At 27.5% G+C, this 23,195-nt stretch carries 28 protein-coding genes; 22 read left to right on the top strand and 6 right to left on the bottom strand.

The window, feature by feature from the left end:
- Window positions 1–2: 2 nt before the first annotated feature.
- On the top strand, window positions 3–266 hold the full coding sequence (locus tag AACL22_RS03230; protein WP_338989576.1) for a hypothetical protein: 264 nt from the start codon (window positions 3–5) through the stop codon (window positions 264–266).
- Entirely contained in the window at window positions 233–1,231 is a 999-nt protein-coding gene (locus AACL22_RS03225) for an IS3 family transposase (RefSeq protein ID WP_338992980.1), read from the top strand. Before AACL22_RS03230 ends, AACL22_RS03225 begins: the two co-directional genes overlap by 34 nt.
- On the opposite strand, the gene AACL22_RS03220 is transcribed toward AACL22_RS03225, so the two are convergent.
- Complete coding sequence (locus AACL22_RS03220; protein WP_338989579.1) at window positions 1,183–2,025, bottom strand: MurR/RpiR family transcriptional regulator; 843 nt, start codon at window positions 2,023–2,025, stop codon at window positions 1,183–1,185. The two genes, AACL22_RS03225 and AACL22_RS03220, sit on opposite strands and share 49 nt — an antisense overlap.
- Before the next feature lie 154 nt (window positions 2,026–2,179).
- Here AACL22_RS03220 and AACL22_RS03215 point away from each other — a divergent pair, with 154 nt between their 5' ends.
- The gene (locus tag AACL22_RS03215) at window positions 2,180–2,698 is read left to right on the top strand and encodes a DUF177 domain-containing protein (protein WP_338989578.1); all 519 of its coding nucleotides are present in this window, start codon (window positions 2,180–2,182) and stop codon (window positions 2,696–2,698) included.
- Window positions 2,698–2,874: a 50S ribosomal protein L32 gene (rpmF, locus tag AACL22_RS03210; RefSeq protein WP_338989577.1), complete on the top strand. Its 177-nt coding sequence runs from the start codon at window positions 2,698–2,700 to the stop codon at window positions 2,872–2,874. Before AACL22_RS03215 ends, rpmF begins: the two co-directional genes overlap by 1 nt.
- 10 nt (window positions 2,875–2,884) lie before the next feature.
- Here rpmF and AACL22_RS03205 read toward each other — a convergent pair whose 3' ends face one another.
- Window positions 2,885–3,658, bottom strand: a complete 774-nt coding sequence (locus AACL22_RS03205; RefSeq protein WP_338992979.1) for an IS3 family transposase — start codon at window positions 3,656–3,658, stop codon at window positions 2,885–2,887.
- A gap of 140 nt (window positions 3,659–3,798) precedes the next feature.
- The gene (locus tag AACL22_RS03200) at window positions 3,799–4,062 is read right to left on the bottom strand and encodes a hypothetical protein (RefSeq protein WP_338989576.1); all 264 of its coding nucleotides are present in this window, start codon (window positions 4,060–4,062) and stop codon (window positions 3,799–3,801) included.
- A 248-nt stretch (window positions 4,063–4,310) separates the two neighbouring features.
- Between AACL22_RS03200 and mraZ the strand changes: the two genes are divergently transcribed.
- The 15 genes from mraZ (at window position 4,311) to AACL22_RS03125 (ending at window position 17,572) form a co-directional block, all read left to right on the top strand.
- Window positions 4,311–4,742 (top strand): division/cell wall cluster transcriptional repressor MraZ, encoded by a 432-nt coding sequence (gene mraZ / locus AACL22_RS03195; protein ID WP_338989575.1) that lies wholly within the window; start codon window positions 4,311–4,313, stop codon window positions 4,740–4,742.
- 3 nt (window positions 4,743–4,745) lie between these two features.
- Window positions 4,746–5,687, top strand: coding sequence for a 16S rRNA (cytosine(1402)-N(4))-methyltransferase RsmH (gene rsmH, locus AACL22_RS03190; protein WP_338989574.1), 942 nt, complete (start codon window positions 4,746–4,748; stop codon window positions 5,685–5,687).
- Between the two features lie 31 nt (window positions 5,688–5,718).
- Window positions 5,719–7,065 carry a cell division protein FtsA gene (locus AACL22_RS03185; RefSeq protein WP_338989573.1) on the top strand — a complete coding sequence of 449 codons (1,347 nt, stop codon included), beginning with the start codon at window positions 5,719–5,721 and terminating at the stop codon, window positions 7,063–7,065.
- 36 nt (window positions 7,066–7,101) lie between these two features.
- Window positions 7,102–8,334, top strand: coding sequence for a cell division protein FtsZ (gene ftsZ, locus AACL22_RS03180; protein WP_338989572.1), 1,233 nt, complete (start codon window positions 7,102–7,104; stop codon window positions 8,332–8,334).
- A 2-nt stretch (window positions 8,335–8,336) separates the two neighbouring features.
- Window positions 8,337–8,774 (top strand): cell division protein SepF, encoded by a 438-nt coding sequence (locus AACL22_RS03175; RefSeq protein WP_338989571.1) that lies wholly within the window; start codon window positions 8,337–8,339, stop codon window positions 8,772–8,774.
- Window positions 8,775–8,788: 14 nt separating this feature from the next.
- Entirely contained in the window at window positions 8,789–9,517 is a 729-nt protein-coding gene (locus AACL22_RS03170; RefSeq protein ID WP_338989569.1) for a S4 domain-containing protein, read from the top strand.
- Between the two features lie 13 nt (window positions 9,518–9,530).
- Window positions 9,531–9,935, top strand: coding sequence for a hypothetical protein (locus tag AACL22_RS03165; RefSeq protein WP_338989567.1), 405 nt, complete (start codon window positions 9,531–9,533; stop codon window positions 9,933–9,935).
- 234 nt (window positions 9,936–10,169) lie between these two features.
- Complete coding sequence (gene ileS / locus AACL22_RS03160; RefSeq protein WP_422397476.1) at window positions 10,170–12,896, top strand: isoleucine--tRNA ligase; 2,727 nt, start codon at window positions 10,170–10,172, stop codon at window positions 12,894–12,896.
- A gap of 30 nt (window positions 12,897–12,926) precedes the next feature.
- Window positions 12,927–13,514 (top strand): signal peptidase II, encoded by a 588-nt coding sequence (gene lspA, locus AACL22_RS03155; protein WP_338989564.1) that lies wholly within the window; start codon window positions 12,927–12,929, stop codon window positions 13,512–13,514.
- Entirely contained in the window at window positions 13,507–14,427 is a 921-nt protein-coding gene (locus AACL22_RS03150; protein ID WP_338989563.1) for an RluA family pseudouridine synthase, read from the top strand. Before lspA ends, AACL22_RS03150 begins: the two co-directional genes overlap by 8 nt.
- 6 nt (window positions 14,428–14,433) lie before the next feature.
- On the top strand, window positions 14,434–15,822 hold the full coding sequence (locus tag AACL22_RS03145; protein WP_338989562.1) for a rhomboid family intramembrane serine protease: 1,389 nt from the start codon (window positions 14,434–14,436) through the stop codon (window positions 15,820–15,822).
- Complete coding sequence (locus AACL22_RS03140; RefSeq protein WP_338989561.1) at window positions 15,810–16,310, top strand: dCMP deaminase family protein; 501 nt, start codon at window positions 15,810–15,812, stop codon at window positions 16,308–16,310. Before AACL22_RS03145 ends, AACL22_RS03140 begins: the two co-directional genes overlap by 13 nt.
- 148 nt (window positions 16,311–16,458) lie before the next feature.
- Window positions 16,459–16,989 carry a hypothetical protein gene (locus tag AACL22_RS03135; protein ID WP_338989560.1) on the top strand — a complete coding sequence of 177 codons (531 nt, stop codon included), beginning with the start codon at window positions 16,459–16,461 and terminating at the stop codon, window positions 16,987–16,989.
- On the top strand, window positions 16,983–17,270 hold the full coding sequence (locus AACL22_RS03130; RefSeq protein ID WP_338989559.1) for a hypothetical protein: 288 nt from the start codon (window positions 16,983–16,985) through the stop codon (window positions 17,268–17,270). The genes AACL22_RS03135 and AACL22_RS03130 overlap by 7 nt, the downstream gene beginning before the upstream one ends.
- Before the next feature lie 86 nt (window positions 17,271–17,356).
- Window positions 17,357–17,572, top strand: coding sequence for a hypothetical protein (locus AACL22_RS03125; RefSeq protein WP_338989558.1), 216 nt, complete (start codon window positions 17,357–17,359; stop codon window positions 17,570–17,572).
- 14 nt (window positions 17,573–17,586) lie between these two features.
- Here the strand turns inward: AACL22_RS03125 and rnhC are convergent, their stop codons facing one another.
- Window positions 17,587–18,486, bottom strand: coding sequence for a ribonuclease HIII (gene rnhC / locus AACL22_RS03120; protein WP_338989557.1), 900 nt, complete (start codon window positions 18,484–18,486; stop codon window positions 17,587–17,589).
- 98 nt (window positions 18,487–18,584) lie between these two features.
- On the opposite strand from rnhC, the gene AACL22_RS03115 reads away from it, so the two are divergent.
- Window positions 18,585–18,926 (top strand): holo-ACP synthase, encoded by a 342-nt coding sequence (locus AACL22_RS03115; RefSeq protein WP_338989556.1) that lies wholly within the window; start codon window positions 18,585–18,587, stop codon window positions 18,924–18,926.
- 237 nt (window positions 18,927–19,163) lie between these two features.
- Here AACL22_RS03115 and AACL22_RS03110 read toward each other — a convergent pair whose 3' ends face one another.
- Together AACL22_RS03110 and AACL22_RS03105 are read right to left on the bottom strand one after the other, a co-directional pair.
- On the bottom strand, window positions 19,164–19,868 hold the full coding sequence (locus tag AACL22_RS03110; RefSeq protein ID WP_338989555.1) for a hypothetical protein: 705 nt from the start codon (window positions 19,866–19,868) through the stop codon (window positions 19,164–19,166).
- Window positions 19,831–20,487 (bottom strand): UPF0236 family transposase-like protein, encoded by a 657-nt coding sequence (locus AACL22_RS03105; RefSeq protein ID WP_338989554.1) that lies wholly within the window; start codon window positions 20,485–20,487, stop codon window positions 19,831–19,833. The genes AACL22_RS03110 and AACL22_RS03105 overlap by 38 nt, the downstream gene beginning before the upstream one ends.
- A gap of 103 nt (window positions 20,488–20,590) precedes the next feature.
- On the opposite strand from AACL22_RS03105, the gene AACL22_RS03100 reads away from it, so the two are divergent.
- Window positions 20,591–22,327 (top strand): hypothetical protein, encoded by a 1,737-nt coding sequence (locus AACL22_RS03100; RefSeq protein ID WP_338989552.1) that lies wholly within the window; start codon window positions 20,591–20,593, stop codon window positions 22,325–22,327.
- A gap of 348 nt (window positions 22,328–22,675) precedes the next feature.
- Window positions 22,676–23,170: a lipoprotein gene (locus AACL22_RS03095; RefSeq protein ID WP_338989550.1), complete on the top strand. Its 495-nt coding sequence runs from the start codon at window positions 22,676–22,678 to the stop codon at window positions 23,168–23,170.
- Window positions 23,171–23,195 lie beyond the last annotated feature (25 nt).

Here is a 23,195-nt window from a genome sequence, read left to right as displayed (position 1 = left end):
ATATGGCAAAAAAAGGACAAAAATATAACAAATATACATCAGAATTTAGAACAAAAATCATTGAGGAAATTAAACAAAAAAGTTGTTGAATAGTAGCAAAACAATATAATATAAATGCAAATACAGTAGAATCTTGATGAGAAAATCATAAAAAAGGAAAATTAAACAATCCTAAAGGACCTAAAATTTCTTTTGGCAAAAGAAATTTAGAATATTATAAAACAAGGTATGAATTATTAAAAAAGCTCCATGACTTTTACAATTAAGCAAACTAAGAATTGTCTCTTTTATTAAACAAAATTTTTGTGAATATTCAATAAAATTATTACTAGAAGTAACAGGGTTAAAACGTAGTTATTGAGATAAATATAAAAATTATGACAGTAGCAAAAAAGATAAAAAAGCAATAAATGATATTGTAAAAGTCTATGAAGAAAATTTAAAACAATTTGGTTATCGAAGAATTACTAAATATTTAAAGGAAGATTATGGTATAAAATATAATTCAAAAAAAGTTTTAAGAATTATGCGTGATAATCAAATACAATCTGAATATGTAAGAAAAATGAGAAGAAAAATGAAATATAAACAGAATAAAGAAAAAAGCTTATTGCAATATCCTGATTTAATTAATCGTAAATTCAATGATATAAAAACAAGGTTTTCAGTACTATATACTGATGTAACATATTTAATTTGAAAAGGAGAAAGATATTATCAATCAACAATTATTGATGGATATACTAAAGAAATAGTTGATGTAAAGTGATCTAAATATAATGACAATAAATTAGTAATGGATAATTTAAATGATGCAATTAATAAAATAAAATTAATAAAAAAAGATCTGAATGGAATAATAATTCACTCAGATCACGGATATCAATATACATCCACTATTTATCACGATAAATGTTTATCTAACGGTATTACAATTTCAATGGGAAAAAATTACCACTGTGCAGATAATATTGTTATAGAAAGTTTTCATTCATTACTTAAGAAAGCTACAATCCATAATAAAATATATAATTCACATGAAGAATATATACAAGATGTTATAAAATGAAATACATGATATTCAAATCGTAAAGAAAAAGATATAATTAAAAAAAGTAAATACTTTTTATTAGTACTTACTAAAATGGGTGCACTCTATCCTTTAAAACAGATGTTCACTAGTTATTTTATTTTTTTAATATATTCGTGTCATTCATCAATGGCTGCATAATAATCTTGATATTCTTCATTATGAGTAGGATGATATTTTGCAATTAACATTCCAAAAACAATATTAATTAGCATCAACCGTGAAACATAACGGGGATTATCAACATAAAAATTTAGAATTTCAGTATTCTCTAAGGTTAGTTTTTGTAAATTAGGTGGTCCTTTATATTCTTTATTAATTGTTAATAAAATAATTTTAACATTTCGTTTTGTTGCAATTTCAATTAGGAAATGATATTCAGCATCTTGTAAGCTTTTTGAAATTAAAATTAATAAATCATTTTCACTAAGAGTTTCAATTAATTGAATTGTGGCATAATAATTAACAAGATAAGTTGAGTTATATTTTAAAACATTTAAGTGTAAATTTAAATTTTCGCAAATTAAAGTATGGCGACTAATTCCCCAGATAACAATTCGTTCACTCGTATGAATTGTATCAATGAATTTTTCTAATTGATTAACTTTTAAATTTCGATAAGTTTCATCTAATGCATAAGTATGCAGTTTATAAATATTATCAATAATATTATGAAGAGTTGTCTCATTTTCTTGGATATCAAATTCCTTGATATTATTATACTTTCCAGCAACTCATACTTTAAATTTACTATAATTTTCAAACCCCAATTTTTTAATTAAACGACTTAAGGTCGAAGTATTGATGAAAAGACTATCTGCTAATTCGTTAATAGTTAACTCTAGAACACTCTGAATGTCATTATTTAATTTTTCAATTAATTGAATTTGCAAATCAGTTAATTGGTTTTCTTTTTCGTATGTTATAATTTTCATTTTGGCTCCTCATTTTTTACAGCACATTTATATTTTATAAAAATAAATGTATAATTATATTATATTATATTAATGAATAATTTAACAAAAGATTTATTAGAGTAAGATTATTCAAATTTGGCAACAAAAGTCAATAAAATAATGAGGGAACAAAATGATTTATACAGAAACAGATTTTATTAAACAACCGCAAGTTAGTGTCGATATACCATTAAATATTAGCCCAGAATTACTAGATTATTCGGTTAATATTAGAGGAATCAAAGATGTTAATATTAAGGGAATAATTACTTATCATCCAAATCTTAATGCAATTAATATTGTTGCAACAATTATTGGCGAAGTTGTTGTTGAGGATGCTCAGACATTAGAACATTTTGCTGTTCCAATTAATTTAAAATGAAATGATGAGTATAGTTTTAAATTTTATAAAAAAAGTGATATTAATTACTTAAATGAGCAAAATTTTGATATAATAAAATATGCGTGAGATGAAATAATTATGAATATTCCTATTAATTTATCTAAAAATAATGATAAAATAATTAGTGGTGATTCAACTTGGCAAGTTTTTTCTGAGGAAGAATTTGCAGCGTATCAAGCAGCTCAAGCTGATTCACGATGAGAACAATTACACGAAAAATTAGTTAAAACAACAAAGGAGGAGAAATAATGGCGGTACCATTTCGAAAAACATCCAAACAGGCAAAAAGAAAACGCCGAACACATTTTAAATTAGTTGAAGCAACTTTGATAGCATGTAAAAATTGTGGTGCATTAATTAAACCACATAGAGTTTGTCGTGAATGTGGATATTATAAGGATAAAGAAGTTATTAGAGTTGATTAGGTTATAATAATTAATTATAGGAAGGATCAAGATAGAGTGCACCCATTTTAGTAAGTACTAATAAAAAGTATTTACTTTTTTTAATTATATCTTTTTCTTTACGATTTGAATATCATGTATTTCATTTTATAACATCTTGTATATATTCTTCATGTGAATTATATATTTTATTATGGATTGTAGCTTTCTTAAGTAATGAATGAAAACTTTCTATAACAATATTATCTGCACAGTGGTAATTTTTTCCCATTGAAATTGTAATACCGTTAGATAAACATTTATCGTGATAAATAGTGGATGTATATTGATATCCGTGATCTGAGTGAATTATTATTCCATTCAGATCTTTTTTTATTAATTTTATTTTATTAATTGCATCATTTAAATTATCCATTACTAATTTATTGTCATTATATTTAGATCACTTTACATCAACTATTTCTTTAGTATATCCATCAATAATTGTTGATTGATAATATCTTTCTCCTTTTCAAATTAAATATGTTACATCAGTATATAGTACTGAAAACCTTGTTTTTATATCATTGAATTTACGATTAATTAAATCAGGATATTGCAATAAGCTTTTTTCTTTATTCTGTTTATATTTCATTTTTCTTCTCATTTTTCTTACATATTCAGATTGTATTTGATTATCACGCATAATTCTTAAAACTTTTTTTGAATTATATTTTATACCATAATCTTCCTTTAAATATTTAGTAATTCTTCGATAACCAAATTGTTTTAAATTTTCTTCATAGACTTTTACAATATCATTTATTGCTTTTTTATCTTTTTTGCTACTGTCATAATTTTTATATTTATCTCAATAACTACGTTTTAACCCTGTTACTTCTAGTAATAATTTTATTGAATATTCACAAAAATTTTGTTTAATAAAAGAGACAATTCTTAGTTTGCTTAATTGTAAAAGTCATGGAGCTTTTTTAATAATTCATACCTTGTTTTATAATATTCTAAATTTCTTTTGCCAAAAGAAATTTTAGGTCCTTTAGGATTGTTTAATTTTCCTTTTTTATGATTTTCTCATCAAGATTCTACTGTATTTGCATTTATATTATATTGTTTTGCTACTATTCAACAACTTTTTTGTTTAATTTCCTCAATGATTTTTGTTCTAAATTCTGATGTATATTTGTTATATTTTTGTCCTTTTTTTGCCATATAAAAATGCACCCCCTATAAAAATTTAGCAAAATCTTTTTTTATTTTACTTACTTTTTGGGGTGCACTCTAAGAGATTCTTTTTTTTAACTAATGTTGTATTTATAATTTATCTTATTTTAAAAAGCCTTTAAATTATTGGTCCAGTAGTAGGGCTATTTTTTTGTAAAAAATTTTTTGGGAAAAGTGTTGCAATATAGGAAAGAGTATAATACAATATGTATGAAAGTGGGGGAGAATGGGGCAAAATGGCATTATTAGGAACTTACAATCATACATTAGATAATAAAGGACGATTAACAATTCCTTCTAAAATGAGAGAACAGTTTAAAGATGATAAAGTCTTTATTTCTCTTGGTTTTGATGGTTGTATTGATGTTCGTAATGAAGCTGAATGGTTAAAGTGAACAGAAAAAGTTGCTTCAACTGGACAAGCCACAGCCGAAGGAAGAGCTTTGACACGAAAAATTATGTCAATGTCTGATGAAACTACTTTCGATAATGCTGGACGAATTAAAATTTCGTCCATTTTGCAAAATAAAGCAAATATTACAAAAGATGTTGTTATTATTGGAAACAATGACCACTTAGAATTATGAGATCCGAAAGTTTGAGAAGTATACATTGAACAAGCGCCAGGAATCGAAGAAGCGGCAAAAAATTTTGAGGAAAAAATTTAACGTATGGAATTTAAACATCAGACAGTCTTATTACAAGAAGCAATTGCCGGTTTAAATGTTCAAAACAATGGAATTTATGTTGATTGTACCTTAGGGCGAGCCGGACATAGTCTTGAAATTTTAAAGCATCTTCCAAGTGGAAAGTTATATTGCTTTGAGCAAGATGAAGCAGCAATTGTTGCTTCTGAAGAAATTTTGCAGAAGAGTAAATATCGTAATTATGAAATTATTAAAAATAATTTTGTTAATTTAGCTGCTGAATTACAACTACGACATGTTAAAGCAGTTAATGGGATTTTATATGACCTCGGAGTATCATCACCACAATTAGATGATGATAACCGTGGTTTTAGTTATCGCTATGATAGTCCATTGGACATGCGGATGAATCAACATCAAGGATTAACAGCAAAAATCATTGTTAATACTTATTCGCAAGAAGCTTTAGTAAAACTTTTTCAAGATTATGGTGAAGAACCATTTGCAAAAGTAATTGCAAAAAACATAGTTATTGCTCGTAATGAACAAGAAATTGTTACTACTTTTCATCTTGTTGAAATTATTAAAAAAAGTTTGCCACAAAAGATTTTAAAAAAGGCAAAACATCCAGCAAAACGAGTTTTTCAAGCATTACGAATTGAAGTAAATCAAGAGTTATTTGTTTTACAAGAATCGTTACGACAAGCAACAACTTTATTAGCGGTGCATGGTCGGTTAGTTGTAATTTCGTTTCATTCATTAGAAGATCGTATTGTTAAAAAATATTTTCAAAGTTTAACAAAAGATCCTAATTATGAAATAAATCAACAGCTACCAATAATATCACATTTTGAAAGTGATTATCAGATTATTACTAAGAAAGCAATTGTACCTTTGGTAACTGAACAAACAAACAACCATCGAAGTACAAGTGCTAAATTAAGAATATTAGAACGGGTAAAATAATATTCTAAAATTTGAAAAGGAGGTGAACGAAGTGGATTATAAGTTAAAAGAAGTATATGCTGTGTTAGAAATTAAAAATTATAGTTTTAGTTTTATGGTTGGTGTTTATACTGAATCACAAATTAAAGTGCTTTATAAAAGGCATCTTGAATATCATTTTTGTGATAATGGTATCATTATTGATGAAAAAAATGTGGCTAAAGAATTAGTTAATTTAATTAAAGATGCAAATCGACAATTAGGAATTGTAATTAAACGGGTGGCAATTAGTATTTTAGCAAATAATATAACAATTAAAACTTCAACCAAAATGCTAAATTTAACACATGATCGTCTAATTACGAAGAATGATATTGATTCATTAATTACATTAGCAAAAGAAGTTCCTTTATTAGATGATGAAACTGCTTTTTTTATTAGACCATATCGTTACATTCTTAATGAACAAAAAGCATTATCAGCGCCACCAATAAGGCAGGCGGCGCACAAAGTAAGTATTAAGGCAATTGTTTATGTAACAAAAAAACAGATTATTCAAAGTATTTTTGCGACACTTAAATATGCCAAAATTGAAGTTATGGGTATCCTTCCAGAAGGGTTTAGTCTTGCGTGAAATATTGCATCACCAGTTGATTTGCAAAATGGAATTACAATTATTAATTGAGATTATGATAATATTATCGCTTATGTTTTTGTTCGTGAAACTTTATGTGAACAAATTATTATTCCGGGTGGGATTAAAAAAATAATTACGCGATTACGTAATGTCTTAAGTTGTGATAAAAAGCAAGCACTAAAATATTTATATAAAATTATTAATTTGAATAATAATAGTAAAGATAATTTAATTATTTATAGCAAATATGATCAACAGCAACAAACACAATTAAATTTTACCCATTATGATTTAAAACGAATTGTTAATCATGTTTTAACAGAAGAAATGGAAACATTGAGTGAAAAGTTAGCTAATAGCTTAGGGCGCTATAACTATCCAGTGGTTGTTGTTGGTGAAATTTTACGAATTAGTGGGTTTAAAGAAAATTTGTTGGCGTTAAATAAAGATAAAAATGTTACCGTTTATATTGCTTCAACATTAGGAGCAAAAGAAACATGATGTACTGGCTTATTGGGAAATATTTATTATCAACATTTAGCAAATAAAGTTAGTGCAACAAATATTCAATCGGTTGATCATCGTTATATTCGTTATTTAAATAATAATGGTGATAAAAAAGGACCACGAAATGACAAATATGGTGAGCATCATAAACCAGGTGGCAATGCTAACCCGGCACAAGGGGTTATGCCGCTAAGTAACCAGCATTTAAACGGTTCGCAACAATATCAACAAAAATACTACCAAAATATTAAATAAATAGTATAATATATAAAAAATGGAGGAATTAAGGTTATGGACAATTTTGATAATTATGAACAAGTCGCGTCAATAAAAGTTATCGGTATTGGTGGTGCTGGTAATAATGCTGTCAACCGGATGATTGAAGCAGGCGTACAAGGGGTTGAATTTATTGTTGCTAATACTGATGCCCAGATTATTAGTGTTTCAAAGTCAAAAAATAAAATTGTATTAGGTAAAGAAACATCAAAAGGGCTAGGAGCAGGTGCTAATCCTGATGTTGGTCGTCAAGCAGCAATTGAATCAGCAGAGGAAATTAAAGACGCTTTAAAAGGGGCAGATATGGTTTTTGTCGCCGCTGGAATGGGTGGTGGAACTGGAACTGGGGCTGCTCCTATTATTGCCAAACTTGCCAGAGAACAAGGTGCTTTAACCGTTGGAATTATTACAACGCCATTTTCATTTGAAGGACGTGCGCGCAATAGTTATGCTATTCAAGGAACCGAAGAACTACGTAAACATGTTGATTCATTAATTATTATTTCAAATGATCGCCTATTAGAAGTAATTGGTGGTGTCCCATTAAAAGATTCATTCAAAGAAGCAGATAATATTTTACGCCAAGGAGTTCAAACCATTACTGATTTAATTGCAGTACCATCCTTAATTAATTTAGACTTTGCAGATATTAAGACCGTGATGAAAAATAAAGGGAATGCTTTATTTGGCATTGGGATTGGTTCAGGCAAAGATAAAGCAATTGAAGCTGCTAATAAAGCAATTATTTCTCCGTTATTAGAAGCATCAATTCGTGGTGCTCGTGATGCTATTATTAATGTTACTGGTGGTAATACCTTAACCTTAAATGATGCTAATGATGCTGTTGATATTGTTAAACAAGCAATTGGTGGCGAAGTTAATATTATTTTTGGAACAGCAGTTAATGAGCATTTAGATGATGAAATGATTGTAACTGTCATCGCAACTGGGTTCGAAGAAGAACAAAATTTTACTAATCCAGATAATGATTATCGTGCTTCAATGGAAGAATACGAAGCACCAGCACCACGTCCAACACGGGATGCTGAGGTTAGTGATGACAATGATCAAGATGTTGCTCATAAACGGCCAAGTTATTTCACTAATTTATCTGAAAATGTTGAACGTGAAACAGCGAATGCAAACCGTCAGATTAGTGCGTGACGAGAACATGTTAATAATAATCAAGTCGTTGAACATGACGATGAAGATGATGATTTACCACCATTTGCTCGTCGTAGTTGATAATAATGAGCATTTTTAAGAAAAAACAACGAAGTATTTACGAATCTCAACCACGAATTGATTTTAATGATAGCCCAACCGCACCAATTGTCCATAGTGATCAACCATTAGATCAACCATTAACAAAACCTGTTCTTGCCCCAGAATCACCCTTTCAAAAGGTGAATTTTGAACGTGAAAGCGAAGTACAGCCTTCTTCTGAAGTTAGTAGTAACACAAGTGTGCTTACAACTGGTTTTATTGCTGATAGTTATAATGATGCTCCCAAAATGGCTGATTTATTATTGACAAAAGGGCAATTAATTGTTCATTTAGAGAAGTTACCAAAAGGAGAACGGGTACGGCTATTAGATTTTATTAGTGGTGTGATGTATGCTTTTAATGGTGATGTTCAAAAAATTGAACATAGAACTTATCAATTTACAATTCAAAAAGATGCTTAACTAAGACACAATTATTGCAACATTATCAGCAAGATTATGAATTAATTAATAAAATTAAAGGATGATGTGAACAAGCCCACCGTGGGCAAGTTGTTAACACAGATTTTCTTGATTTACGTCAAATTGCAATTTTGCAAGCAATCTTGGTACAAGAAAACATTACTAATTATTTTATTCATAAACCCTTAACAAATGGTTTTCGAGCAACAGTTAGTTTTAATGCTAAGCATGATAATACGGTTATTTTACATGTGAAACAACCAACACCGCATTTTTTTCAACATCATCAGGTGCTTGGTTTTATTTTAAACCAATTACAATTAGAAATGCGAGTGATTGGTAATTTATATATCACAGCAAATGATTTATATTTAAGTGTTTTAAAGAAAATTATGCCAGTGTTTATTAATGCTCCATTAATTATTCAAAAGAACTTATTAACTTGAACTATTAACCCTGCCCCTGTTGTTATTGAATATCAATTTACTGTTTTTACAAAAACAGTAAAAAGTTTACGCTTAGATGCTGTGGTAAGTGCCCTTTGCAATGTTTCACGTCAACAAGCACAAAATTATGTTGAACAAAATTATGTTTATGTTAATTTTTCAGTGGTAAATAATAAGACTTTTCAAGTTGCTTGTGATATTATAATATCAATAAAACGGTATGGTCGTTTTAAAATTAATGCAATTTTACCATCAAAAAATCAACATTATCGGATTACAATTGCAAAGTTTGCATAAAGTAGGGGAAAATATGGCAGAACAAGAGAAAGATTTACGGACAATTATTTATGAACAAAATAAAATTATAGAAAAATTAACATACGATAATCGCCAATTAATGTTGCGTTTACAAGAATTACAACATTTAGAGCATATTTCACGGTATAATATTGAAAAATCACGCGAAGCATTTGAAGTTGCAAGTCATAATGCAGGACGGATTATTATGAAAGCAATTGATTTTTCTTATGCTTTTAAAGAAGAAATTGCAGTATTACTTAATGACATTGATCATAATCGGCATAATCCCCAGAATGTGCTAAAAGTAATTGATGATTTTTTAGAACGAAATAAGCGCATTTATGCCTTTTCCATTAATGATGGTGAACGAATTACAGAATTGATTAAAAAAGAAATTATTAACAAAATTAAATAAATAGTGTAATATTTATTTATAAGAAAACAAACCACGGTTATTTGCTCGTTTTATTACAGCAAGATTAGGATGATGTGAGCTAATCAAAAAAGACAAATAATTATCTCTTGTTTTTACAATTTAAAATAAAGAAAAAAAGGTAAATATTATTACAATATTTATAAAGTAAGAAGGTACCGTGCATTTGCGCTCTTATAGTCTTACTTTTTTTATGACAGAAAGGAAAAAACACTGATGAATTATAAAGATACATTATTAACTCCCAATACCTTATTTGAGATGAAAGCTAACTTGGCAAGAAAAGAACCGCAAATTCAGTTAGAGTGACTTAAAACAAATGTTGTTTCAGGACGCTATCAACATAATACTAACAACCAACCCTTTATTTTACATGATGGCCCTCCTTATGCAAATGGGGATTTACATGTTGGTCATGCGTTAAACAAAATTTTAAAAGATTTTATTATTCGTTATTATAATCAAAAAGGATTTTATAGTCCATGAATTTGTGGCTGAGATACGCATGGTTTGCCAATTGAAACTGCTGTTGTTAAAAGCGGGGTTGATCGGAAAACAACTCCACCAGTTGCCTTTCGCCAAATTTGTCGTCAATATGCTTTAGACCAAATTGAAAAACAAATTACGCAATTTAGTCGGTTAGGTTTGTTTAGTGATTTTCAGCAAAAATATGTAACATTAGATTTGCCATATGAATTAGAACAATTAAGATTATTTCAAACAATGGTTCAAAAAAAATTAGTTTATCGGCAATTAAAACCAATTTATTGATCACCTTCAAGTGAATCAGCTTTAGCGGAGGCAGAAATTGAATATGCTGATTTAACATCACCATCAATTTATGTAACTTTTACAGTAACAATAGGAAATAAGGTGATTAAACCAGGAACAAAATTTTTAATTTGAACAACAACACCATGAACAATTCCAATGAATCAATTGTTAGCGGTTGGAAAAGATGTTGTTTATGTTGAAGTTCTTGTTGAAGGTGAAAAATACTTATTTGCTAAGGCTTTATTTGACGAGTTACAAACATTATTAAATTGGAAAAAAGTTAAAATTGTACAAGAAGTGGTTGGTGCTAAATTAGTTGGAATTATTACAAAACATCCTTTATATGACCGCGATAGTTCTGTTGTTCTTGGCCACCATGTTACTGTTGAAGCTGGGACAGGAATTGTCCATATCGCATCGGGATTTGGTGAAGATGATTATTTGATTGCCCGTACAAACAATGTTCCAATCTTTGCACCATTAGATGATACTGGAAAATATACTCCAGAAGTAGCAGATGATAGTTTAGTTGGTGTTTATTATGAAGATGCAAATAAAATGATTGGTCAACGATTAGAACAAACTGGCGCTTTGTTAAAATTAAAATTTACAAAACATCGTTATCCAATTGATTGACGAACAAAAAAACCAGTTATTTATCGTGCAACAGCACAATGATTTGTTTCAATTGAAAAAATTAAACCAGAATTATTAAAAGAAATTAAACAAGTACAATGAAATCCACAACGAGCAGCAAAAAGAATGGAAACAATGATTGAAAATCGTCAAGATTGATGTATTTCTCGTCAAAGATTATGGGGTGTACCAATTATTGCCTTTTACGATGAAAATAATCAACCACAATTTACAACAGAATTAATTGAACATGTAATTAATTTATTTGCCAAAGCAAAAACAACTGACATTTGATTTGAATGAAGTGCTGATCAATTGTTGCCACCAGTTTATCAAAATCGCAATTGACGAAAAAAGCAAGATATTATGGATGTTTGATTTGATAGTGGTGTTAGTAATTTAGCAGTAACAAAAGAATATCATTTGCCCCATCCCGTTAATGTTTATTTGGAAGGAATTGACCAATTTCGAGGATGATTTAATTCATCATTAATTACTTCGGTTGTGGCGACAGGTCATGCTCCTTACCAAGTTGTTTTATCACATGGTTTTGCTAATGATGAAAAAGGCCGCAAAATGAGTAAATCATTGGGAAATGTTATCTCACCATTAGCAATTACTGACCAGTATGGAGCTGATATTTTACGAATGTGAGTAGCTTCGGTTGATTATCGTGATGATGTTAAAATTGGGCCAGAAATTTTAAAACAAATTGCGGAAGCTTATCGAAAAATTCGTAATACATTACGGTTTTTATTAGCAAATTTAAATGATTTTAATCCAGCAACTGATTTACAATCAAAATTAGGAGAGGTTGATTATTATGTGTTACATTTAGCGCAGGAATTTCAACTAAAAGTAAATAAAAGTTATGAAGAATTTAATTTTAATAATGTTTATACTTTAATTAATAATTTTGTTACCACAACATTATCAAAATTTTATTTAGATTTTACAAAAGATATTTTATATATTGAGGAAATGAAATCACCACGTCGTCGTGCGGTACAAACAACATTATATTATTTATATCGGATTTTAGTTGATGTTTTAAAACCAATTATTCCGCATACAGTTGAAGAAAGTCATCGCTTTATTACATATCCCGACCAACAAAGCTCGGTTCATTTAGAAGAAAATTTTGTCTTAACAATGGCTATTAATGATAAATTAATTGCAAAATGAGACCAAGTGTTAAAATTACGAGATGATGTTAATAAAGAATTAGAACGTCGTCGTGAACAAAAAGAAATTAAAAAATCATTAGAATGTCAAGTAACGATTGCTTTAAAACCAGTCTATGCAAGTTTAGCAACAATTAAGGATTTATATCAAATTTTTATTGTTAGTGAAATTATTTTTACTACTGACCATCAGAACTTAACAGAATATGAAACTGGTTTTTTAAAAGTTCAAGAAAAAACTGGTTTAAAATGTCAACGTTGTTGAATGATTTATAATTATTTAAATGTCCAAAATAATGAAATTTGTGATCGTTGTTTTAATGTTTTATCGGCAAAAAATGTGCGATAATGTATAAAACGAAAAAGGAGTCAAAAGCAAATGAAAGAACGAACAAAACAATTTTGATATGATTTTAAAGACCATTTTAAAAATCGAGATTATATTTGAAGATATAAACTCCAAGTTTGTCTACCAATTTTTATTTCGTTATTAATATTAGATATTATTACGAAGCAATTAGCTTTTCATTTATTGTCCCATGATCCAGCAGCTCCCGAAGTTAAATTTTTGGATGGATTTATTAATTTTAAATTTATGGTTAATAAAGGAATTGCTTTTGGAACAAATGCTGATAATCTTCCGCTTGTTATTATTGGTGCAGTTTTTATTACTTTGCTTGCATTTAGTATTTTTTTATATATTAATAATAAAACTGCTGCTGTTGGTTTAATGATGATTACAACTGGTGGGTTTGGTAATTTAATTGACCGTATGTGAAACCATGGTGGGGTTGTTGATTTTCTAGCATGAATTTTATTTCCCCCTTATAGTGTGTTTAATTTAGCTGATACTTGAGTAACCTTTGGTGTTATTGTCTTAATTTTTGCTATTATTATTGAAATTATTCAGTTTTATCGTGAGCGAGCACGAAGCAAACGCGAAGAGCATTCTGAACCAAATGACTAAGATTACCTTTATTGTTTCTTCATCAGCTCGAATTGATAAAATTTTAACTGATTATTTTAAAACAAATCCCACTCCTTTTTCGCGAACTAAAATCCAAGCATTAATTAAGCAAGAGAAAGTTCAAGTTAATGGACAAGTTGTGCTGGCAAATTATGTTAGTCAAATTGGAGACCATGTTCGCATTGAATTTCCAAATCCTGAAGTAAGTGAATTAACACCAATGCCAATCCCATTAACAATTTTGTATGAAGATAGTTATTTAATGGTGATTGATAAACCAAATAATTTAGTTGTTCATCCAGCACCAGGACACCAGAATGATACTTTAGTTAATGCTTTATTAGCACGAGGAGTGCAATGGTCAACTGCTAGTGGTGAGCAACGCCCGGGAATTGTCCATCGCATTGATCGCCAAACGACAGGAACTTTAATTATTGCTAAAAATGATGTTGTTCATCATCAACTACAACAACAAATTCAAACAAAGCAATTACAACGCCGCTATTTAGCACTTGTTCATGGTCAAATTATTGAGAATCGAGCTAAAATTGATGCGCCAATTGGCCGTGATCCTAATAATCGCAAGAAAATGACAGTTACAGCAAAAAATTCTAAAAAAGCAGTAACTAATATTCTTGTAATTGAACGCTTTAATGATTATACTTATATAGAGTGTGAATTAGAAAGCGGGCGAACTCATCAAATTCGAGCCCATCTAAAATACATTAACCATCCTATTGTTGGTGATCCGTTATATGGCACAGCCGCTGATAAAAAAGAAAGTTTTGGACAATATCTGCATGCGTATCAATTAAGATTTATTCATCCAGTTACTAAAGAAGCTCTGACCATTACAGCAGCCTTACCACAAGAATTTGAACAAAGATTAGCAATATTAGGCGCGAAAGGATAGAAAACAATGAGTTTTGATAAAGATAAATTATCTCTAGTTGATTATTTTTTAAAACAAGAAAAATACAATGTTTATAAAAGTAAACCACGCAATAATAATAATAATGTTTATTTATATAAAGTTGATAGTAAAGAATTTCAAATTATTAAAATTATTGATAATTTTAGTGGTGAATTTAATGACTTCATCATTAATGATGAGGTTGTGCAAACGTTAAAGACTTTTTTAAATAAAAAATTTCAACGCGCAAAACTTACTATTTTATCAATTATTTTAATTGAAAATCGTTCGCAGATTTATAAAGATGATAGTGGCGATGTAACATTATTTGTTGACAAAAATAATTATCTTGACCGTTTAAGTACTTATTATCCGAACATTACAATGTTGCAAGAAAATAATGAAAATGATACTTCAATGACGGGTATGACAACTGAGGAAATTTTAGATGGGATTAAAGATCCTAATAGTAAATTAACAAAAAATTTAAAGCAACTAAGTGATAAATTAAGTGTCAATAACCTAGGTGTTACGTGAATTTTAATTGCTTTATTATTAATTATTCCAATTGTTGGAATCTTTTTTGGTGCACAAATTTTTAATACTCAAGGCTTAAGCGAAGGAGCAACGCAATTAGTTTATGGTGGTGTTACTCGTGATTTAATAATTTGAAATAATCAATGATGGCGATTATGAACATATGTTTTATTTTCAAGTAACCCATTGTTAGTAGTTTTAAATTTATTTATGATTTTTAGTGTTGCTCGTTATGCAGAAGCTTTGTTAGGGCGTTGACGATTATCAGTCATTTTAGTAGTTGGGATCCCCTTAGCCGGAGTATTTTTAGCAGCCGTATTACCAAATTGAATTTTTGGCGGGTCAACTATTTTATTAGCTATTTTATGGGGAAGTTTGTTTAGTTATAACTATGGTAAAGAGGATTTAGGGGCGTTAATTGCAAACCAACGAACTTTAATTATTATGCTGTGGTTGCTAATAATGCCAATCTTTTTAGGTTATTCATTTTATTTAATTAATTTTGTTGGTTTTTTTGTTGGTAGTGCACTTGGTTATGGTTTAGAATTTAACCGTTTACATCGTGTTAATTGAACAATATTATATCCAGTTTTTATTATTGTAACAATGATAGTGGTTAGTACAATTGCATTATTATGAATACGTTATGTTCCACCCTATAATCGTGCTGTAATTGATGCATTATTAAGTTATTGACGTGCAGGTTTAATGGAAAAGAGTGCAATTGAGGAAATGTTAAATAATTATTATTTTTATCCAAGAGCAAATTGACCAATCTTTTTATTACAAAGTCAGTCTAGTTTTAGTGATATCTTTTCCAATTTTAAAGGAGGAATCTTTAATTTATGACAACAGTAACAGGGAAAAAACGTAATGATTATTTATCATGAGATGATTTCTTCTTAAGTGTTGCACATGTTTGTGCAATGCGAAGCAAAGATCCACATACACAAGTAGGGAGTTGTGTTGTTAACCAAATTGGGCAAATTATTGCGACAGGTTATAACGGTTTACCCCGTGGTTTAAATGATGATGATTTTCCATGAGCACGGGAAGGGGAATATTTAGAAACAAAATATCCTTATGTTGCTCATGCTGAATTAAATGCCATTTTAAGTGCACGAACAAATTTGGAAAATTGTCGAATTTATACAACGTTATTTCCTTGTGCAGAATGTACAAAAATCATTATTCAGGCCGGGATTAAAGAAGTTATTTATGATGATGACAAATATGAAGGCAGCGATGATAATCAAGCAGCAAAGCGAATGTTTAATCAAGCACAAGTGCATTATCGCTGTTTACCAGTTATTAATGTTATAGTTGAACGACAAGAGGAAAAATAATTAAATTTACAAATAAAACTATAAATTATCAAATAAAATCAAAATCCTTTATTAACTTATTTTTATAAAATATTAGAGAAAGAAAGGTTTTTAAGATGAAGCATTTTTTACAGATCGGAAATTATTAATTTATCGTATTATTGGTATTATGTTAATTTTTGCTTTTTTAGTTTGTGATTTTATTTTAGCGTTAAAAACAAAAAGTGGCATTTATGGGCAGTTACCAAGTTATGGAGAGCGCTTAAACCATTATTATTCATATTTTACAACGCAAACAAATTATCTAGTTTTTGTTTATTTTGTTTTTTATTTATTTCAAAAAAAATTTAAAAATACAAAACCAGATTTTATTATTCGGTTAATGGTAACAGTTTATATTACAATGACAATGCTAGTATTTTGATTAGTATTAGTAGTGCAAGGTGATATAGTAACAAATATGAGTGTTTATGAATGAATTTCGACATTTATTTTGCATACCATTATTCCTATTGTAATGATTTTAAGTTATATTGTTACCGCTGGTGATACATTTTACAAATTTGAAACCCATCATAAAACTAATTATTGATTAATTTGTTTATATCCAACCCTATATTTAATTTGTATTTTAATTCGTGGTTATATTCGTCATAGTGATCACCAACCGGAATTGAAGCTGCTGTTGGTTCAGTGTTAATTTTTACCTTATGTACTTCATTTCAATATTTTTATATTTGAATTAATAACTTATTTTATTTTCGTAAGCAAATTAAAGAAAATAATATTACCAAAGTTGATCAAATTAAAATTATGATAAATATTAAACAACATCGCCAATTAGATCAAAAAGGTAAAATTGTTATGATTCTAGCGATTGTAGTTGCTATTTTTAATATTATTTTTTCCGTTTTATATTATGTTTATCGTGATATGTGGTCAAAAATCTTAAATTATCCTTATCAAAAAAACTTGTCTTAGCTTTTAGTATTATTATTAGCATTTTTAGTATTATTACCTTAGTTTTTGCCATCTTAGGATTAAAAAATCTTTATTGAGCTCGAATTGTGGTTGGCTTTTGTTCAATTGCTTTAGTATGTTTTAATTGAATTTGAATTCTTGGTTTTGTGTTTGATATTGTAATTGCAACATTATGTTTAAATAATCATAAATATTCGAAAGCAGATTTGGATGCTTATTTAACAACACATCAGCAACCATTAAAATATAAAGCAAAAATAATTCTTAATAAAATAATTGCTTTTGATGAAGATGAAAAATAATCCTTCTAGAAGGATTATTTTTTTGTTAAATTAAAATGTTCTTTTAAAAATTGAGTGTAAGTAGTTGCTGGTAGCAGTTCTTTATATTTACGTGCTAGCGCTTTAACATCTTCACTACCCCCTAAGGGAAACGATAAATGATATTTTGTTTCAAGTTCATTAATTTTAATTAGAAAGGCGGCACGACTTAAAATCGCGCTACAAGCAATGGCTAATGATTTTTCTTCTCCTTTAGTAATAAAAACAAGGTTATCTTTGATAATTGTACTTGTTTTAGTTTTTTGTAAATATTCAAAATATTTTGTTTGGTTAACAAATTGGTCAATAAAAATTGTTTTATTATTCAACTGATGTTTTGTTAATAATTGGACTAAAGCTTGATTATGCGCTAAGGTTTTAATAATATGGGCGTTTTGATATTTAGCATATCATTTGTTATAAAGTTCATTATTAATAATAATAGTAACACTTTTGACCATTTTTTTAATTATTGGGGCTAAACTTAAAATCTGCTGTTTTGTCATCTTTTTACTATCCTTAATTGGTAACTTTGCTAATTCGTTAAAAGTTGCAAGCGGAAGATAAGAAGCGGTAACAACTAGCGGGCCAAAAATATCGCCAACACCAACTTCATCGTTACCAATCACATCTTTTTGAAAATATGTCATTGGAATAGAAACATTTTTATTTGGTAAAGGACTCATTAAGGTTGGAAAAAAACGTTTTGCTTCTTTTTCAGCTTGATAGCCTTGAAACAAAACACTATTTGTTTTATAAATTGTAATAATAATCCCATTTTTATTAAAAACATTAGTTTTATTGGAATCTGTATTATGAATTGCATAATTTTGATAAGTAGTAATAATTGCTTTAATAATTGTGGAATCAACTTTCTTAAAACTGATATTATTCATATGATGGCCCTCATTATTTTCTTTTATACAATTATTATATCGTTTTTCAACCTTTTTTGTTAAAATATTAATAAGTTATCAAAACGGAGAAAAAAATTATGATTAAAAATGTTGGTATTGATATTATTCAAAATAAACGAATTAAATTATCGACAGAATTCATTCAAAAAGTATTAAGCCCAGTTGAAAGAAAACAATATGCAACTTTTTTTGATAAAAATGCTCAACGACAATTTTTAGCAGGACGATGAGCGGCAAAAGAAGCTTTAGTTAAAGCATTAGAAAGTAAGTTAATTTTAAACCAAGTAACAATTTGTTTAAAAGATGATAATAACCTTCATGTTGAAGGACTTTCATTAGAACAAAATGAACTTGTTCATGTTTCAATTAGTCATGAACGAGAGTATAGCGTTGGCTTTGCCATTTTTTCAACTTTTTAATAATTGTTTTTCTTTTTTTCGGTAGTATACATTATTTTGAGGTTTTTAATAAAATTAAGTAATTAGAAACAAATTAAGTTTCGCTTATGACTAAATGATAACAAAATTTATAAAAAATTCAACTTTTTTTAAAAACATAATTTTTATTTGAAGAAATAATTTATAAAATTATGAATTTTGACATACTAAAAAATACTTTTTAAAGTTATTACTAATTTTAAAAGGTTTTTTTATTTTTTATAAAGATAAAAATTGATTTTGAAATTGATTTAAATTACAAATATTAAATTCAATTTTTTCTTTATTTTTTCTAGTTTTATCAATTTTTTCTTTATTTGTTTTACTATTAAGTCTTAACATTGAAAAAATTAACATATTAATAAATGTTTCTTTACAATATATTTTCGCGCCACGCCCTTTAACAGCCTTAATATAGTGTGATATATCTCCTTCCATGTGACAACCAATATTATATTCTAATGTTTGATTTTCAATACCTTCTTTATTATTTTTAATTAATTCAATAGTTTCTAATAAAAATTTCTTTTTATTATCAATAACATAGGGCAAATGACACATTAAAAAATCTAATAATGCTTCATAATTTCCAGTAAAAAAATATATTTTTGCTAATTTATATTTTAATCTATGAATTTGGTTTTTCTTACGATTTGGAAATAATTCTTTAAATCTTTTTACTAAATGAAATCTATCTAAACTATATGATACAGTATTATTTTTATATTTTGCTTTTATTGCTTTGTAAATTTTTTTAATTTGTTTTTCACCATCACTTAATATTAATATTTTAGTATCTTCATTAATATCATAAGTATCCATTGATTTAAAAATTTTATCAATAAAATTATCAATATTAGATTTATCATTTTTATTCTTATGATTTTTATTCATCATTTGAAAAACGCCTTTTTTCTTTTTCATTTTTTTTTCTGTTTTTTGTTGATTTTTCTTCATCAACACCAACATGCATAGTTGAAGCAAATATTTTATTTTCAACTCTTTTTTTATTTTCTCACATAGGTTCAAAAGCCCCATCAATTTGAATATATAAAACATTATTTGGAATTTTAATTTTATTGTTATTTTTATTACTAATATAATCAGTTTTTTCTAAATCGGCATTTTTAAAAATATTAGATATTGTTCTTTCACTAATATTAGCGTTTTTGACAGTATCTAAAATATCTTTATATCTTTTTCCATCACCCATAAATGAAGTAATTTTATTTATTAAATTTTGTTCATTTCTTTGGTATTTTTTTAAACCTAATTCTTCATCCAAAGGATAGCGATTTATATATTCATTTTTTTCTTCATCATATTTAACATATCTTCGTCTTTTTAAAGGTATATCTCCATCTTCTGTTCTAATTGTTTTTGGTATTTTTGATACAACCTTATATCCTTGTAATATTTTTCCTTGTTGATATAATTTAAATATCTCATTATCTCTTTCAATTAAGAAATTTTTAGTTTCATTGTTTGTTTCTATTCTTTTATTTTCTTTATAATTTCCTAATAAATTATTTTTTAATTCCATTTTATAATTTCCTTTCTTAATTAAAAAAATATTTTAAATTATGATACTTAATTGATACTTAATACTTCATATAATCTTAACAAAAAAAGGAGGCTAATTAAAAATGCAAGATTTTACAAAAATTAATAACAAAAAACGAATTACTAGTTATGAATATTTAAATAAAAAATATGATTTAAATTTTAGTGACTTTAATTTTGGCTTTGATTGAGAAGTATTTAAAGATTTTGTTGGTGATAGTTATGCCCGATATTTTACTTCGCCAAGTTTTTTTAAGTTTGTCTCAGCGGGGCGTGGTACTAATAAAACATGAAATCATTTAGCAGAAAAATTATTTTTTGCTTGTAATTTTACTGATGCTTCATCTAATATTTTACGAAGATACGCTAACACCCACGAAGATACTACATTTGGCGATACAATTAATGTATGTAATTATCTATACGATAAATATGGGATTGATATAGGACCTGACAATGAAAATGGCATTGTTTGACCTAAAAATGTTAAAGAAGGCGGCGAGATTGTTTTTCCTAGTGGTGTTCGCATTGCTTTTGCTGGTTATGCTAATGGTAATAAAATTATGGGAAAAGTTGGTAAAGGTAGTGGTATTATATCAGCATGAACTGATGAAATGATACATGCCGAAGAAAAAGAAATCTTAACTGATAAAGAATTAGATAAAAGATATAATAATTTAAGAGTTTCAATGTTTCGTTCAAAAAGTTTAAAAGTATCTTATGAAAAATACACGGATGAAAATGATAATGAACAATATAATTTAGATAATCCTATTCCAATAAAAGAATTATCTTGGACATTTCAAGAATGAGACAACATAGCAAAACAATGCATAACAGTAACAACATATTTTCATAAAACATATTCTAATCAATTTACTTTTAATCCTTTTGATAAATACCATGTCTTTTATGAAAAATTTGTAACCCCATATTTACCCTTAAATGAAAGAATTAAAAATATTTTAAAAGAACACAATCAAGTATATTCAGAAAACAAACAAGCATTTAATGGTTTGGGTATTTTTAATTTACGATTAACAATGGGGGCTGTTTGAACTAAAATACCTGATATTACCAAAAAACTTGTTTTAACAAACAAAGAAGAACGACCTGATTTATTTGAACTTGAATACTACGGATTTGAATATAATGATAATGACCCCAGTATTTATGTTTTACGAAATTATCGTAAATATATTAAAGAATATAATTTACAAGATTTTTATAATCCAAATACAAAACAGTATCAATTTGATAGTTATTCAATTGGTGTTGATTATGCTAATGGTAGTGAAGACCATACGGTATTTTTGTTTAGTGGTTATAAAATTAATGAAAATAATGAATATGATAAATATTTAATTGAAGAAAATGTTGTTACACCTAAAAATTCAATGAATTTAAATGAAATAGTTGAATATTACGGACAATGAATAATTAATACATTTGATAAATTTGATGGTTTTGAATATGCTACATTTCATTATGATATTAATGCCCACGACTTTATGCAAAAATTACAAGAAGATATTTACCCTTATTTAGGCTATAAAATTAAAATGTTTAAAGCCAAAAAACATCAGACATCTCTTAATAAAGAAGCAGGTATAATCAATCGCGTAACATGAATAAGAAAAATGTTTGTTCAAGGCAAGATATATGGTATATTAGATAATTTCCCATTTTTAGATAAATGTATTAGTGAATTAAGATTTAGCGATACCAAAACAAATACACCCGATAGTAAAATGTACCATGACCCATATGATGCTTTGTTTTATGGTTCTTATCCATATCGTTTTAAAATGGGCATATAACTAATCCTATTTTTGGGCGAGCGGTTGATTTTCTTAAATTTTTGTGATAAAATGACTTACAAGTTAAAAAAAGTTTTGAGGCTCTTTCAAACAAATTTGGGAACCTTTATAAAATTCTTCGCTTAACGCTTAGAATTTTTCCCAAGTATTTTGAAAAGCGCGGCAAAAGTTTTTTTAAACTTTAAGTAATTTTTCGCAAAACTTATGAAAATCACCGCGAGCCCAGATTGACCCTTTCCACATAATAAATTAAATAATTTCCTTTCAAACTCTTAAATAGCCCTTGTATATATATATATATATATAATTGTGATTGTAAGAAAATTTTAGCGAAAGGAATTTATAATAATGAAAAAGATATTAAGTCTTTTAGGTACAATCACTCTAATTGGAACAAGCACAACCAGTTTAGTTGCTTGTAATACACCGCAATATACTGAAAAAGAATTAGCAGATTTAAAAGAAAAAAATAATATAAATATAAATGGAAATATTTTAGAATGAATAGCATCACAAGAAAAACCATTTAGTAAAGTTGATAATAAATATTATTTTGTAGTTTGACGTAGTGATACAAATAGTAATTGAAGAATTATTAAATTTTTGAATGATACAAATAGTAAAAAAGAATTAGATAGTTATGGTAGATATAAACTTATTTTTAAAGAATATAGTCCTTTTTATGATTTTACATTATTAATTAGAGGTGAGCGAGGTGATGCAGATCATACTTGAAAAGATGATAATGGCACATATTTTAAGTTTCTTTATCGTTGAAATTTAGTAGATAAACAAGCACCCGATTTATATCTTGATAATAAGAATAATATAAATGTTAAATAATAAAAATAATAGATAAATTAAAAAA

The sequence above is a fragment of the Spiroplasma endosymbiont of Seladonia tumulorum genome (assembly GCF_964020235.1).
In the GTDB taxonomy this organism is placed as follows: Bacteria; Bacillota_I; Bacilli_A; order Mycoplasmatales; family Mycoplasmataceae; genus Spiroplasma.
Note: the sequence above shows the minus strand (reverse complement) of the source record. Positions and strands in the feature narration are given on the sequence as shown.